The sequence below is a fragment of the Methylobacterium sp. J-078 genome (assembly GCF_022829285.1).
In the GTDB taxonomy this organism is placed as follows: domain Bacteria; phylum Pseudomonadota; class Alphaproteobacteria; order Rhizobiales; family Beijerinckiaceae; genus Methylobacterium.
In genome coordinates, this window is sequence record NZ_JAKSYI010000033.1 from 36,223 (window position 1) to 49,750 (window position 13,528).

A 13,528-nucleotide genomic window follows, 5' to 3' on the forward strand; every position below is an offset into this window, starting at 1 on the left:
TTCAGTCCCGCCGCCGGTAGCGGTAGCCGTAGAGGTCACGGGTGAAGCCGAGCTCGCCGTAGAGGGCGCGCGCCGCTCCATTCGCGGCGACGACCTGGAGACAGGCCCCGGTGGCGCCCTGCCGGCGGGCCCAGGCCATCAGGGTCAGAACGAGGGCGCGGGCGTGTCCGGCCCGGCGATGCGCCGGGTGGGTCGCCACAGATTCCAGCACGAGGAGACCGCGATGCAGGACTCCGTAGGCGACCGCGACGGTGGCACCGGCGTGGCGCCGCTGCACGAACAGCCGCGGCAGGACGAGGCAGGCGAGGGACGCGCGGTAGGTCCGCAGGGCCTCTGCGCCGGTCACCCCCTCGCAGGCCGCCTGGGCCGCGAACCAGGCCGCATCCGGATCGGGTAAAACCGCGACGTCGTCCGCCGGTGCGCCGTCGAGTTGCGGCAGGTCAGCGAACAGCGTGCAGGTCTCCCCCTCGGCGCGGTAGCCGAGCCGGTCGAGCAGGGCGTCCATCTCGGGCGCGAGATCGGGGACGCGTACGATCAGGGGCCGGCCGAGCCCCCGGTAGATCGCCTCGGCCTGGGCGAGCACGGCCTCGGGATCGTCGCGGTGCCCGCGCAGGGGGTTCAGGGAGTTCGTCCGACGGGTCGGTCCGCCCGCCGCGCGCAGGGTCCAGCCGCCGAGGCCGACCTGCACGGGGGATGGCCGCGCGTTGAGGCAGGCCTCCTCCACCGTCCAGAACAGATCCGCATCCGCGACCGGGCCGCGCGAGGGCATGGCAATGCGCGCCTCGCGGATCAGCGCAGGTAGGCGCGGGCGATGCCCAGGAAATCCTCGGCCACGAGGCTGGCGCCACCCACCAGGGCGCCGTCGACGTTCTCCACGGCCATCAGCTCGCGGGCGTTGCTGGGCTTCACGGAGCCGCCGTAGAGGATGCGCACCGCCTGGGCCTCGGCGCCGATGAGCTGGCCGAGCATCTCGCGCAGGCTCGCGTGGACCTCGGCGATGTCGGCCGGGGTCGGGGTCAGGCCGGTGCCGATGGCCCAGACCGGCTCGTAGGCGATGACCGTGTCCCGGGCGGATGCGCCCTTCGGCACGCCGATGGCGAGCTGGGCGCGCACGATGTCGAGGGTGCGGCCCTCCTCGCGCTCTTCCTTGGTCTCGCCCACGCAGATGATGCCGCAGAGGCCGGCGCGGCGGGCGGCGAGCGCCTTGGCGTGGACGCCGTCATCGGTCTCGTGGTGGTAGGCCCGGCGCTCGGAATGCCCGACGATGACGTAGGAGGCGCCGAGATCGGCGAGCATCTCCGCCGAGATGCTGCCCGTGAAGGCACCGCTCGGCTTGGCGTGCAGGTTCTGGCCGCCGATGGCGATCGGAGAGCCGTAGGCCGCCGCGACGCAGGAGGCGATCAGCGTGGAGGGCGGGCAGATCAGGACGTCGGTGGATTCGCCGAGTTCCGCCGTCAGGCCGTTGCGCACAGCCTCCACCACCGCGATCGACGCGCGCAGGCCGTTCATCTTCCAGTTGCCCGCAACCAGCGGCCGTCGGCCCGACTTCGTCATCCCGTCCCTCGTCACAATGGCTTCGCTTGGCGGCTGAGCCGCCCCTAACAGAGGCGCCGGAGCGGTGCAAACCCGGACGGGGCCTTTGCGATGACAGCCCGGATGGTCTATCGCGAGCGGCTTTCCTTAGGATTGCGGCCCACCCCGGAGTGACGGGCGCGCGGCCGCGCCTCCCGACGGGTACCCGGACGTTCGATGCTCCAGAACATGCGCAGCGCCAGCCAGCACTGGCTCGGCAAGATCATCCTAACGGTGGTGTTTACCTTCCTCATCGCGGGGGTGGCGATCTTCGGCGTTGAGGAATTCTTCCGCGCGGGCTCGTCGAACACCGTCGCCACCGTGGGCAAGGCACAGATCTCGGCGGAGACCGTGCGTTCGGCTTACCAGAACCAGCTTCAGCGCTACCAGAGCCAGACGCGGCGCACCCTCACGCCGGATCAGGCCCGGGCGCTGGGGATCGACCGGCAGGTGCTGGCCCAGCTCGTCAGCGAAGCCTCCCTCGACCAGCAGACCGCGGCTTTGGGCCTGAGCATCCCGGACGCGGCCGTGCTGCGGGCGATCCAGGAGGAGAAGAGCTTCCAGAGCGCGGACGGCAAGTTCGACCCGACCCTGTTCTACCAGACCCTCCAGCGCGCCGGCATCAACGAGGCCACCTTCGTGCGCGAGCAGCGCGCGGTCGCCGCGAGGCTTCAGCTCGCGGAGGCGGTGGCCGCCGACCTGCACGTGCCCGAGGCCCTGCGCGAGTCCGTGCACCGCTACGCCACCGAGCGACGCAGCGTGGCGCTGATGATGCTGCCGCCTTCCGTGGCCGGCAAGATTCCCGCCCCGACCGAGGAGGCGGTGAAGGCCTATTACGAGGAGAACAAGTTCGCGTTCCGGGCGCCGGAAGCCCGCGCCGTCACCCTGCTGGTCCTCGACCCGCAGGCGCTCGCCAAGCCCGAGGCCGTGACGCCGGAGGAGAGCGCCGCCCGCTACGAGAAGGACAAGGCCCGCTACGGCACGCCCGAGCGTCGGACGATCCAGCAGATCGTGTTCCCGGACGCGGCGGCCGCGGACGCCGCCCGCAAGGCGATCGAGGCCGGCGAGAAGCCCTTCGAGGCCGTGGCCGCCGAGACCGGAGCCGACGCCAAGAACCTCTCCCTCGGCACCCTGTCGAAGGCCGAGCTGTTCGATCCGGCCGTGGCGGACGCAGCCTTCGCGCTGCCCCTCGACGGGGTGAGCCAGCCCGTGAAAGGCCGCTTCGGCACCGTGCTCCTGCGGGTCACCGCCATCCAGCCCGAGACCGTGAAGCCGCTGGCCGAGGTCTCGGCCGACATCGCCAAATCCATCGCGCTGGAGCGCGCCACCAGCGGCATCGACACCGCGCACGACGCGATCGAGGACCAGCGCGCCAACACCAAGCCGCTCGCCGACATCGCCAAGGAGCGGGACCTGCCCCTGCGCACGATCCCCGCCGTGACCGCGCAGGGCCTCGACCCCGCCGGTAACGCGGTGGAGGGCATCCCCGACCGCGACACCACCCTGACCGCCCTGTTCCGGGCCGAGATGGGCGGCGACAACGAGCCCCTGCGCACCAAGAACGGCGGCTACATCTGGTACGACATCGCCAACATCGACCGGGCCCACGACAAGCCCCTCGCCGAGGTGCGCGACGAGGTCGTCGCCCGCTGGCGCACCGCCGAGACGCAGAGCCGCCTCCTCGCCAAGGCCAAGGAACTCGCCGCGCGCCTCGACAAGGGCGAGGCCGTCGAGACCGTGGCGGCGGAGGCCGGGCTCAACGTCCAGACCCTGAGCGATCTCGCCCGCAACCAGGCGCAGGGCGACCTCAGCACGGACGTCGTCAACCGCGTCTTCGCCACGGCCGTCGACAAGTCGGCCTCGGCCGAGGCGGGCGAGAGCCGCGCCCTGTTCAAGGTCACCGCCGCGACCATGCCGGCCTTCGTGCCCGGTTCGCCGGAGGACGAGACGATCATCAAGCGCTTCCAGCCCACCATCGCGGACGACGTGCTCGGCCAGTACATCGGCGACGTGCAGGCGTCGGTGGGCGTCAACGTCAACCAAGCGGCCTTCCGCCGGGCCATCGGCGGCGGCGAGTACTGAGCCGGCGATGACCCAGGACTCCGCCTTTCACGACTCCACCTTTCGGGACCCTGCCTTCGAGTCTTTCGCGGAAGCCTACGCGGCGGGCCGTCCCAGCCTCCTCCACCTCGCCCTGGTGGCGGACCTGGAGACGCCGGTCGCCGCCTTCCTGAAGCTGCGCGCCGTTCATGCGGGCGCCGCCTTCCTGCTCGAATCCGTCGAGGGCGGGGTGGTGCGGGGGCGCTACTCGATGATCGGGCTCGACCCCGACCTCGCCTGGCGCTGCCGGGACGGACGGGCGGAGATCGCGCGCGGGGCCGACCTGTCAGTGTTCACGCCCGAGGACGCGCCGCCGCTGGCGAGCCTGCGCGCCCTGATCGCCGAGAGCGCCATCGGCGCCGAGGCGGAGACCGATGCGCTGCCGCCCATGGCCGCCGGCCTGTTCGGCTATCTGGGCTACGACATGGTCCGGGCCATGGAGACCCTGGGCACGCCCAACCCCGATCCCCTCGGGGTACCGGACGCCATCCTGGTGCGCCCGCGCGTCATGGTGGTGTTCGATTCCGTGCGCGATCTCATCACGGTGGTCGGCCCGGTGCGCCCAGGGCCCGGCCTCTCCGCGCGGGCCGCCTACGAAGCGGCCCTGGGGCGGCTCGAATCCGTGGCCCAGGCCCTCGAAGGCCCCCTGCCCGTCGAGGCGCGGATCGACCCGCGCGCCATCGCGCATCCGGAGCCCGTCTCGAACACGGCGCCCGACGAATACCTGGCCATGGTGGCGCGGGCGAAGGAGTACATCGTCGCCGGGGACGTGTTCCAGGTGGTGCTCTCGCAGCGCTTCGAGGCCCCCTTCACCCTGCCGGCCCTCGCCCTCTACCGCTCCCTGCGGCGGACGAACCCGGCCCCGTTCCTGTGCTACCTCGACTTCGAGGATTTCCAGCTCGTCTGCTCCTCGCCCGAGATCCTCGTGCGGGTGCGGGACGGGCGTGTCACCATCCGGCCCATCGCCGGCACCCGCCGGCGCGGGGCGAACCCGGCCGAGGACAAGGCGCTCGCCGAGGAACTGCTGGCCGACCCGAAGGAGCGCTCCGAGCACCTCATGCTGCTCGATCTCGGCCGCAACGATGTCGGCCGGGTCGCGCGCATCGGCAGCGTCACGGTCACGGGCTCGTTCTTCCTCGAGTTCTACAGCCAGGTCATGCACATCGTGTCCAACGTCGAGGGCGACCTCGACCCGAAGCACGATGCCCTGGCGGCGCTCGCCGCCGGGTTTCCGGCCGGCACGGTCTCGGGAGCGCCGAAGGTGCGCGCCATGGAGATCATCGACGAGCTGGAGCGCGAGAAGCGCGGGCCCTACGGCGGCTGCATCGGGTATTTCGGCGCGCGTGGCGAGATGGACACCTGCATCGTGCTGCGCACCGCCCTGGTGAAGGACGGCCGCATGCACGTCCAGGCGGGGGCCGGCATCGTCTACGATTCCGATCCCGTTTCCGAGCAGCAGGAATGCGTCAACAAGGCCAAGGCGCTGTTCCGCGCGGCGGAGGACGCGGTGATGTTCGCGAGCCGGGCCCGGCGGGGGCAGTGACGCCCGTTGACGGTTCGGCGAAGTCGCGCCACACCGCCTCCATGCCCGCGTCCCAGAGCCCGATGCCCGACGTTCTCGTGATCGACAACTACGATTCCTTCACCTGGAATCTCGTCCACCTGATCGGACCCCTCTGCGGCTCCATCGACGTGGTGCGCAACGACGCGATCACCACGCGTGAGATCCGCGCGCGGCGGCCCGACGCGGTGGTGCTCTCGCCCGGCCCGTGCTCGCCCAACGAGGCCGGCATCTGCCTCGACGTGGTCAAAAATCTCTCGGACGAGATCCCGATCTTCGGGGTCTGCCTCGGCCTCCAGGCCATCGGGCAGGCCTTCGGCGGCGATGTCGTTCGGGCACCCACGCCCATGCACGGCAAGGTTTCCAGTATCCAGCACCGGGCCTCCGGCATCTTCCGGGGCCTGAACGGCCCGTTCGATGCGACGCGCTACCATTCCCTGGTGGTGGAGCGCGGCAATTGTCCACCGGACCTGACGGTGACGGCGGAGGCGGACGGCCTGATCATGGGACTGCAGCATGCACGCCTGCCCGTGCACGGCGTGCAGTTTCACCCCGAGAGCATCCTCTCGCACCACGGATCGCAGATCCTGCGGAATTTCCTGGACATCGCGGCGGCCTGGAACGCGACGCGTGACAAGGGCCGCGACGGCGTGCATTGACGGGTCACGTCGTCCTTCAGAAATAATCCTGGTCTGCGCACCGGATCGCCACGCCCGAGCCCAATGGAATCCTTCAAGCCCCTCCTCGCGAAGGTCGCCACGGGTGCGAGCCTCACGCGCGACGAGGCCCGCCGGGCCTTTGACGACCTGCTCTCGGGTGAGGTCACGCCGGTCCAGGCCAGCGCCTTTCTCGTCGCCCTGAAGGTGCGCGGCGAGGCCCCGGACGAGATCGTCGGCGCCGTCGAGGCCATGCGGGCGCGGATGCTGCCGGTGGCGAGCGTGCCCGGCGCCGTCGACGTGGTCGGCACCGGCGGCGATCATTCGGGCAGCTACAACGTCTCGACGCTGGCCGCGATCATCACGGCCGCCTGCGGCGTGCCGGTGGCCAAGCACGGCAACCGGGCCGCCACCTCGCGCTCCGGGGCCGCGGACGTCCTCTCGGCCCTCGGCGTCCGCATCGGCCTCGCCCCCGACGAACTGAGCCTCTGCCTCGCGGAAGCCGGCCTGTGCTTCATGTTCGCCCAGACGCACCACGCCGCCATGCGCCACGTGGCCCCCGTGCGGGCCGAACTGCCGACGCGCACGATCTTCAACATGCTGGGCCCCCTGGCCAATCCGGCCGGCGTGCGCCGCCAGCTCTTCGGAGTCTCGTCTCCGGCCTGGGCCGAACCCCTCACCGGCGTCCTGGCCGAGCTCGGCAGCGACCGGGTCTGGACCGTGCACGGCAGCGACGGCCTCGACGAGATCACCGTCACGGGCCCCACCGCCGTGGTGGCCCTGGAGCAGGGCCGGGTCTCGCACTTCACCATCGACCCGCGCGAGGTCGGCATCCCGCTCCACCCCATCGAGGCCCTGCGCGGGGGCGACCCGGCCCACAACGCCGTCGCCCTGGGGCAGGTGCTGGACGGGGCGCGCAACGCCTATCGCGACATCGCCGTGCTGAATGCCGGTGCCGCCCTGGTCGTCGCCGACGCCGCTCGCTCCCTCGCCGAGGGGGTCGCGCGGGCCGGCGAGGCCCTCGACAGCGGCGCCGCGCGCGCCACCCTCGATAGTCTCGTCCGCCTCTCGCATCGTCGCTCGAACACCTGAAAGCAGCCCATGTCCGAGCACAAGTCGTCCGAGCACAAGCCGTCCGAGCCGAAATCCGGGGCCATCCCCGAAATCGCTCCCGCCGAGCGCAAGGACGTGCTCGCCCGCATCGAGACCTACAAGCGGCGCGAGATCGCCGAGGCGAAGCTGCGGGTGCCGCAGACGAAGCTGGAGAAGCGCATCGCCGACGTCTCGGCTCCGCGCGGCTTCGCCGATGCCATCGCGGCCCACATCGCCGAGAAGCGGCCGGCCCTGATCGCCGAGGTGAAGAAGGCCTCCCCCTCGAAGGGCCTGATCCGGGCCGATTTCGACCCGGCTTTGCTCGCCGCCGCCTACGAGGCCGGGGGCGCTACCTGCCTCTCGGTGCTCACCGACACGCCCTCGTTCCAGGGCCGACCCGAATACCTCACCGAGGCGCGCGCGGCCTGCGCCCTGCCAGTCCTGCGCAAGGATTTCCTGTTCGAGCCCTACCAGGTCTTCGAGGCGCGGGCCTGGGGGGCCGACTGCATCCTCGTCATCATGGCCTGCCTCGACGACGAGGAGGCCGCCGCCCTGGTGGAGACCGCCGACGATCTCGGCATGGACGTGCTGGTCGAGGTGCATGATTCCGAGGAATTGGCCCGCGCTCTGCCGCTGGGCACCCGGCTGATCGGCATCAACAACCGCAACCTGAAGACCTTCGAGGTCTCGTTCGAGACGGCGATCCGCCTCGCGGAAGGGGTGCCCGCCGACCGGATCGCCGTGGCGGAGAGCGGCATCGCCGGCCACGCCGACGTCGTGCGCCTGGCCGAGAGCGGCCTTAACACCATCCTGGTGGGCGAGAGCCTGATGCGCGAGGCCGACGTGACGGCGGCCACCCGGCGCCTGCTCTTCGGCGACGCGAAGGCCTGAGGCGGAGCATGGCCGAACTCACGCATCTCGACGCCTCCGGCGCGGCCAACATGGTCGACGTCTCGGAGAAGGACGCCACCACGCGCACGGCCCGCGCCACGGGCTGCGTGGCGATGCTGCCCGAAACCCTGCGGCTGATCCGCGAGGGCGACGCCAAGAAGGGCGATGTCATCGGCACGGCGCGGCTCGCCGGAATCATGGCCGCGAAGCGCACCCACGAACTCATTCCCCTCTGCCACCCCCTCCTGCTTACGAAGGTCCGCGTCGATTGCGAGCCCGACGACAGCCTGCCGGGCCTGCGGGTGACGGCGGAGGTGAAGGTGCTGGGGCCGACCGGCGTGGAGATGGAGGCGCTGACCGCCGTCTCGGTGGCCTGCCTGACGATCTACGACATGGTGAAGGCGGCCGATCGCGGCATGCGCATCGAAGGCATCCGGCTCCTGGCCAAGGATGGCGGGCGCTCCGGCGCTTACCGCGCCGAGGATTACGCTTGAGCGGCGCGCCCGCAAACGGGAAGACGGCCGGGGGCATGATCTCCGTGGCCGAGGCGCTGTCGCGCATCCTGGCGAGCATCCCGGGTCCGGTGGAGGCGCAGACCGTTCCGATCGCGCAGGCCGCCGGGCGGACGCTGGTCGAGGACGTGCGGGCGGCCCGCACGCAGCCGCCCTTTCCCGCCTCGGCCATGGACGGCTACGCGGTGCGCGCCGCCGATCTCGACGCGGCCCCCGCCACCCTGCGGCTGATCGGCACCAGTTCCGCCGGCCACGGCTTCGCAGGCCCGGTCGGACCCGGCGAGGCCGTGCGCATCTTCACAGGTGCCCCCGTTCCCGAGGGCGCGGACGCGATCCTGATCCAGGAGAACGCCGAGGCGACGCCAGAGACGGTCATGGGTCGGGAGCCCGTCCCCGCCGGCCGCTTCATCCGCCCGAGCGGCCTCGACTTCCGGCAGGGTGACAGGTTGCTGACTGCCGGCGACACCCTCGATCCACGCCGCATCGCCCTCGCGGCTGCGGGCGGCCACGGCACGCTCTTGGTCCGGCGGCGCCCACGCGTGGCGATCCTGGCCACCGGCGACGAATTGGTGGCGCCGGGTCAGCCCACGCGCTGGGACCAGATCGTGGCCTCCAACGGCCTCGCCGTCGCGGCCCTGGTCCGGGAGGCCGGTGCCGAGGCGATCGACCTCGGGATCGCCGGGGATACGCTCGCGGCCCTCGACGACGCGATCCTCCGGGCCGTCGCGGCGGATGCCGACCTTCTCGTCACCCTCGGGGGTGCTTCGGTGGGCGACCATGACCTCGTGCAGTCGGCCCTCCACGCGCGGGGGCTCGAACTCGGCTTCTGGCGCGTCGCCTTGCGCCCCGGCAAGCCGTTGATGCACGGGCGCCTCGGCCGCATGGCCGTGCTTGGCCTACCAGGCAACCCGGTGGCCTCGGTGGTCTGCGGGCTGCTTTTCGTGGTGCCGGCGATCCGCGCCCTCCTCGGCGACCCTCGGGCGGCATGCGACATGTCGGAGCCGGCGATTCTCGGGCGTGACCTACCGGAGAACGACCTGCGCCAGGATTACCTTCGTGCCCGGATCGAGACCGCGCCCGATCGGCTGCCCGTGGTGTATCCCGAGAATCGGCAGGATTCCTCGATGTTGTTCGTTCTCGGCACGGCGGAAGCGCTCCTGATCCGCGCTCCGCACGCGCCTGAGGCGCGGGCCGGTGAAGCCTGCCGCATCCTGCGCCTCGACCGGCGCCTGCTCTGATCGAGATCGCCTCCGACCGCCTGCGGGCGATCGTTCAATAAGAACACGCCCCCTCTCCGGAAAAAGAGGAAGCGCGTCGCGCGCAGGCTGACCTGCGCGATCAACCGGAACCGTATCAGACGAGGTAGAGGGTCGCCTCAGACCGGAAAACCCGGGGGCAGTGAGCCGCATCGACCCAGGCGCGCGCCTGTTCGACGCTGATCTCGCGAGCGGCAGCGATATCGTTCAGGGTCATCCAGCGTGATGTCATGATAATTCACCTCGTGATCGTAAGCTCAACGGGTGAAACGCCGTTTGGTTTCTCCAATTTCTCCGGCCCGGTTCAGCGCAGGTAGGTCACGCTGTAGAGCGTCCGCCGCAACGCGTCCTCGCCGACCCAGACGCGCCCGTTCTCGCAGGCCTCGCGCATCCCCTCGCGCATGCGTGCGCAGTACTCGCCGGTATTGTCCTGGATCCGGTACTGGCAGGTGCCGCCGACCTTACGCCGGGCGATCACCGGGCTCGCATGGTCGGCGTGCAGATCCGGATCCTTCGGGTCGCGGTCCTCCAGCAGGTACCAGCTGTAGCCGATGGTCGGCACACGGCCGTGGTCCAGGGCGTAATCGATCATCGCCAGGATGCGGGTGATCGCCTTCGGGCTCGGCGGCGTGCCGGAATCGCGCAGTTCCACGAACTCCGCCTGGTTGGTGGCCACCCGGTAGGAGACCGGCAGCAGCGGCACTGGCAGGGGCACGCGCCGGCAGCGGGCTTCGACGTGGGCGATCCAGGCCGCGTTGAAGGTGTCGGTCTGCGGGTGGCGCAGGTGCGGCACGGTGCCGGCGAGGCTCCGGAAGCTCATCGGCTTCGGCGCGAGCCGGCTGCGGTAGCGCAGGCGCCGCAGGGTCGGATTGGCGTAGCGGTATCCGTCGTTGGAGGGCAGGTCGCGATCCTCGCAGAGCCCGCCGATGTTGTAGAGGAGGGCTGCCGTATCCTCCTCGCCGCCCTCGATCTTGTCGAAGTACGGGAGCAGCTTCGGGTTACCGATGTTGGACATCTCGGCCGCGTTCCGGCTCCAGGCGATGTCGGCACGCCAGTTCGGATGGGCCTTCAGGTGCTCGCGCAGGGCCGGAATCGCCGCGAGGCGCTCAGGGTCCGCGAAGTAGGTCTTCGTGGCGACGTCCAGCGGCGCGATCTGGCGCCCGAGCCGGTGCGAAATCATGTCGGCGGTGGCGTAGGCAAAGCAGATCGCGCTCTCGCCCTGGTTCAGGGGCATCTCGCGCGGGGACGGTGACAGGGCGACGTCGCGGGTGCCCTCGTGCACGTCGAAGGGGATGCGGGTTTCCACCGTCGCGCAGGTGGGATTGCGCCGATAGGTCGGCTGGAGCGGCAGGATGCGCGGATCGACCTGGGCCAGGGCCGGCAGCACCCAGGCAACGAGCGCCGCCGCGCAGGCGGCCAAGACCGCGCCCGGAAACCGGCTGGACCGGCGGCCGCGCATCGCTCAATCCCCCCGGACGAGCCGGCTCGCGAAGAAGCCGTCGAGGCCGCCGCGTACCTCCGGCGTGGCGCCGTCGAGGTGGGCCGGCAGGGTCCGCAGGTCGCCGGAGGCGTCGATGACCTCCGACAGGCCGCCGACCTCGTCCGCCCGCACCGGGACGCGCGAAAAATTCGGGTTGCGGGTCAGGAAGGTCGCCACCTGCGCCTCGCCCTCCTCGGGCTCCAGCGAGCAGGTGCAGTAGACGAGGTGACCGCCCGGACGGACGAGGGCAGCAGCCTTGTCGAACAGGCGCTTCTGCAGGCCGATGAGCCGGCTGACGTCGCTCTCGGTCTTGGTCCAGGCCACATCCGGGTGGCGCCGCAGGGTGCCGGTGGCCGAGCAGGGCGCATCCAGCAAGACCGCGTCGAAGGCGGCCTCGTCCGGCAGGGCCAGGGCGTCGCCGACCTGGATCTCCGCCTCCAGGCCGAGACGGGCGAAGTTCTGCGACAGGCGTTCGAGGCGCGGGCTGGATCGGTCGACGGCGAGCACCGAGGCCCCGGCGGCCGCGAGTTGCGCGGTCTTGCCGCCCGGCGCGGCGCAGAGGTCGGCGACGCGATCGCCGGGCTTTACGGCGAGGAGCCGCGCCGGCAGGGCGGCGGCGGCGTCCTGCACCCACCATTGCCCCTCGGCGTAACCGGGCAGGTCCGCGACGTTGGAGCGGACCTCGTGCAGGCGCACGCTGCCGGTCGGCAGGGCCACGCCGCCGAGGCGCTCGGCCCATTCGGCCGCCGAACCCCGCACCGTGATGTCGAGGGCGGCGCCCTGGAGATGCGCGGCCGCGATGGCGCGGGCGGTCTCGGACCCGTAGGCGGCACTCCAGCGCCGAACGAGCCAGTCCGGCGTGTTGTCGGCCAGCGGATCGCCCGGCTGGGCCAGGATCTCGGCGCGCTCGCGCACGATCCGGCGCAGGACCGCGTTCACGAGGCCTGAGAGGTGCTGGAGTTGCGGATCGGCCTTGGCGAGGCGGACCCCGAGATCGACCGCCGCGTGATCGGGCACGTTGAGGTCGAGGATCTGCACGGCGCCGGTCGCCAGCAGCGCCACGAGGCGCGGCTGATCCTCGGGCAGCCCCTGCGACATCCGCGTGGCGAGCACCCTGCGCAGGAATCCGAGGCGCCGGAAGGTGGCGGTGGCGATGGCGCGGGCGAGGCCCGCATCGGCGGCATCGAGCCCGGCAGTGCGGCTCGCCTGGGCAAGCGCATCCTCGAGGGCGAAGCCGCGCGTCTTGCCGATGAGGTCGGCGACCGCCCCTTGCGCGACCTGCCGGGCCGCGAGCCCCGCGATGCTGCGGTCGATCGGCGCCGACGGCGCATCCGTGTTGCGGCGTATCGCCATGAATGCCACTTCCTGAAGATGGGTCCGTTCGCGACGGGCCACGTCCCCCCTGCCCTTCCACCCGACACACCGAGATGCAAGCCATGACGAGCCCCGAGCCGACGGAAAACCGCGCCGACGAGACCCGGCCGCCGCCCGCCAAGCGTGATCTGACCCCGGAGGCCGCCCGGGCGCTCGCCGAAGCGGCCGAGCGCCGCGCCGCCATCGACGCGCACGCGGCCGAGATCGCCGCCACCCGCGAGCGCCAGGGCCGGGGCGGGTTGGAGCCGGTGCGCTACGACGATTGGGAGATCAAGGGCATCGCGGTCGACTTCTGAGAACCGGAACGTCGTGGGCGCCGCCCCGTTGACCGCGTCCCAGTTCAGACGCGAGGACGACCATGGCGACGAAGGTTTCAGGCAGCAAGGCGGGTACGGGTGCGCACGGCGAGGTCGCCTTGGCGCGCGGGCAATCGGTGGCCATGCGGATGTGGCGCGACGAGGCACCCGGCACCGACAAGCCGATGGCGAGCCGGCCCTACGAGACGGTCGGCTACGTCATCGCCGGCCGCGCCGAACTGACGGTGAGCGGCGAGAAGGTCCTGCTGGAATCCGGCGATTCCTGGCTGGTGCCCGAGGGGGCCGAGCACACCTACACGATCCTCGAAACCTTCACGGCGGTGGAAGCCACTTCGCCGCCGGCGCGTTGAGACTTGGCTTCCAGACACGAGGCGGCCGGAGCGCGGATCGCGGCGCCATCTTCGGGTCCGTCGGATGCCCATGGCGCGTGCTTTCGCATCGGCGGGAGACGGTATGCCGAAGATATCCGGTTGACGGTCATTGCATACGGCGTGAAACCAGAGCGAATCCGGTGAGATTCCGATCGCTGTTGCTGAATTGTGGCTGCGAATCGGTGACGGATGATGTCGTGTCGGCCCGTTGAGGTCGACGCCCGATCAATCGTTGGATCTCACGATCAGGCCCGCCCGGCTTCAGCCGCGGCGGGCTTCTTCGTTTCGCAGGCGATCGTTCGGATACCCCGGCTGCGGCTGCGCCGGTGGGCGCCATCGCCTCAAG

Annotated in this window: 14 protein-coding genes; 9 read left to right on the top strand and 5 right to left on the bottom strand. The window is 71.2% G+C overall.

The features are described 5' to 3' along the window. Window position 1: 1 nt before the first annotated feature. Together MKK58_RS02630 and tpiA are read right to left on the bottom strand one after the other, a co-directional pair. Window positions 2-769, bottom strand: a complete 768-nt coding sequence (locus MKK58_RS02630; protein WP_243910619.1) for a GNAT family N-acetyltransferase — start codon at window positions 767-769, stop codon at window positions 2-4. A gap of 20 nt (window positions 770-789) precedes the next feature. After that, window positions 790-1,554, bottom strand: a complete 765-nt coding sequence (gene tpiA / locus MKK58_RS02635; protein WP_243910620.1) for a triose-phosphate isomerase — start codon at window positions 1,552-1,554, stop codon at window positions 790-792. Window positions 1,555-1,749: 195 nt separating this feature from the next. On the opposite strand from tpiA, the gene MKK58_RS02640 reads away from it, so the two are divergent. The 7 genes from MKK58_RS02640 (at window position 1,750) to glp (ending at window position 9,622) form a co-directional block, all read left to right on the top strand. Further along, window positions 1,750-3,654: a peptidylprolyl isomerase gene (locus MKK58_RS02640; protein WP_243910621.1), complete on the top strand. Its 1,905-nt coding sequence runs from the start codon at window positions 1,750-1,752 to the stop codon at window positions 3,652-3,654. A gap of 7 nt (window positions 3,655-3,661) precedes the next feature. Beyond that, window positions 3,662-5,215: an anthranilate synthase component I gene (gene trpE, locus MKK58_RS02645; RefSeq protein WP_243910622.1), complete on the top strand. Its 1,554-nt coding sequence runs from the start codon at window positions 3,662-3,664 to the stop codon at window positions 5,213-5,215. A 62-nt stretch (window positions 5,216-5,277) separates the two neighbouring features. Further along, a complete protein-coding gene (locus MKK58_RS02650) occupies window positions 5,278-5,892 on the top strand; it encodes an anthranilate synthase component II (RefSeq protein WP_243910623.1) in 615 nt (204 codons plus the stop codon). 63 nt (window positions 5,893-5,955) lie between these two features. Beyond that, window positions 5,956-6,981, top strand: a complete 1,026-nt coding sequence (gene trpD / locus MKK58_RS02655) for an anthranilate phosphoribosyltransferase (protein WP_243910624.1) — start codon at window positions 5,956-5,958, stop codon at window positions 6,979-6,981. A 9-nt stretch (window positions 6,982-6,990) separates the two neighbouring features. Next, a complete protein-coding gene (gene trpC, locus MKK58_RS02660; protein WP_243910625.1) occupies window positions 6,991-7,872 on the top strand; it encodes an indole-3-glycerol phosphate synthase TrpC in 882 nt (293 codons plus the stop codon). An 8-nt stretch (window positions 7,873-7,880) separates the two neighbouring features. Continuing rightward, window positions 7,881-8,366, top strand: a complete 486-nt coding sequence (moaC, locus tag MKK58_RS02665) for a cyclic pyranopterin monophosphate synthase MoaC (protein ID WP_243910626.1) — start codon at window positions 7,881-7,883, stop codon at window positions 8,364-8,366. Between the two features lie 35 nt (window positions 8,367-8,401). Further along, entirely contained in the window at window positions 8,402-9,622 is a 1,221-nt protein-coding gene (gene glp, locus MKK58_RS02670; protein ID WP_243910627.1) for a gephyrin-like molybdotransferase Glp, read from the top strand. A gap of 115 nt (window positions 9,623-9,737) precedes the next feature. Here glp and MKK58_RS26775 read toward each other — a convergent pair whose 3' ends face one another. The 3 genes from MKK58_RS26775 to MKK58_RS02680 form a co-directional block, all read right to left on the bottom strand. Beyond that, complete coding sequence (locus MKK58_RS26775; RefSeq protein WP_279578187.1) at window positions 9,738-9,872, bottom strand: hypothetical protein; 135 nt, start codon at window positions 9,870-9,872, stop codon at window positions 9,738-9,740. 72 nt (window positions 9,873-9,944) lie between these two features. Beyond that, window positions 9,945-11,099 carry a hypothetical protein gene (locus MKK58_RS02675; protein ID WP_243910628.1) on the bottom strand — a complete coding sequence of 385 codons (1,155 nt, stop codon included), beginning with the start codon at window positions 11,097-11,099 and terminating at the stop codon, window positions 9,945-9,947. Between the two features lie 3 nt (window positions 11,100-11,102). Continuing rightward, a complete protein-coding gene (locus MKK58_RS02680) occupies window positions 11,103-12,473 on the bottom strand; it encodes an RsmB/NOP family class I SAM-dependent RNA methyltransferase (RefSeq protein ID WP_243910629.1) in 1,371 nt (456 codons plus the stop codon). An 83-nt stretch (window positions 12,474-12,556) separates the two neighbouring features. On the opposite strand from MKK58_RS02680, the gene MKK58_RS02685 reads away from it, so the two are divergent. After that, a complete protein-coding gene (locus tag MKK58_RS02685) occupies window positions 12,557-12,790 on the top strand; it encodes a DUF1674 domain-containing protein (protein WP_243910630.1) in 234 nt (77 codons plus the stop codon). Window positions 12,791-12,852: 62 nt separating this feature from the next. Next, complete coding sequence (locus MKK58_RS02690) at window positions 12,853-13,161, top strand: cupin domain-containing protein (RefSeq protein WP_243910631.1); 309 nt, start codon at window positions 12,853-12,855, stop codon at window positions 13,159-13,161. The last annotated feature ends 367 nt before the right edge of the window (window positions 13,162-13,528 follow it).

Bases quoted from the DNA above. Each gene is read 5' to 3' on its own strand.
- MKK58_RS02630 (WP_243910619.1), bottom strand. From the start codon at position 769: ATGCCCTCGCGCGGCCCGGTCGCGGATGCGGATCTGTTCTGGACGGTG.
- tpiA (WP_243910620.1), bottom strand. From the start codon at position 1,554: ATGACGAAGTCGGGCCGACGGCCGCTGGTTGCGGGCAACTGGAAGATG.
- MKK58_RS02640 (WP_243910621.1), top strand. From the start codon at position 1,750: ATGCTCCAGAACATGCGCAGCGCCAGCCAGCACTGGCTCGGCAAGATC.
- trpE (WP_243910622.1), top strand. From the start codon at position 3,662: ATGACCCAGGACTCCGCCTTTCACGACTCCACCTTTCGGGACCCTGCC.
- MKK58_RS02650 (WP_243910623.1), top strand. From the start codon at position 5,278: ATGCCCGACGTTCTCGTGATCGACAACTACGATTCCTTCACCTGGAAT.
- trpD (WP_243910624.1), top strand. From the start codon at position 5,956: ATGGAATCCTTCAAGCCCCTCCTCGCGAAGGTCGCCACGGGTGCGAGC.
- trpC (WP_243910625.1), top strand. From the start codon at position 6,991: ATGTCCGAGCACAAGTCGTCCGAGCACAAGCCGTCCGAGCCGAAATCC.
- moaC (WP_243910626.1), top strand. From the start codon at position 7,881: ATGGCCGAACTCACGCATCTCGACGCCTCCGGCGCGGCCAACATGGTC.
- glp (WP_243910627.1), top strand. From the start codon at position 8,402: ATGATCTCCGTGGCCGAGGCGCTGTCGCGCATCCTGGCGAGCATCCCG.
- MKK58_RS26775 (WP_279578187.1), bottom strand. From the start codon at position 9,872: ATGACATCACGCTGGATGACCCTGAACGATATCGCTGCCGCTCGCGAG.
- MKK58_RS02675 (WP_243910628.1), bottom strand. From the start codon at position 11,099: ATGCGCGGCCGCCGGTCCAGCCGGTTTCCGGGCGCGGTCTTGGCCGCC.
- MKK58_RS02680 (WP_243910629.1), bottom strand. From the start codon at position 12,473: ATGGCGATACGCCGCAACACGGATGCGCCGTCGGCGCCGATCGACCGC.
- MKK58_RS02685 (WP_243910630.1), top strand. From the start codon at position 12,557: ATGACGAGCCCCGAGCCGACGGAAAACCGCGCCGACGAGACCCGGCCG.
- MKK58_RS02690 (WP_243910631.1), top strand. From the start codon at position 12,853: ATGGCGACGAAGGTTTCAGGCAGCAAGGCGGGTACGGGTGCGCACGGC.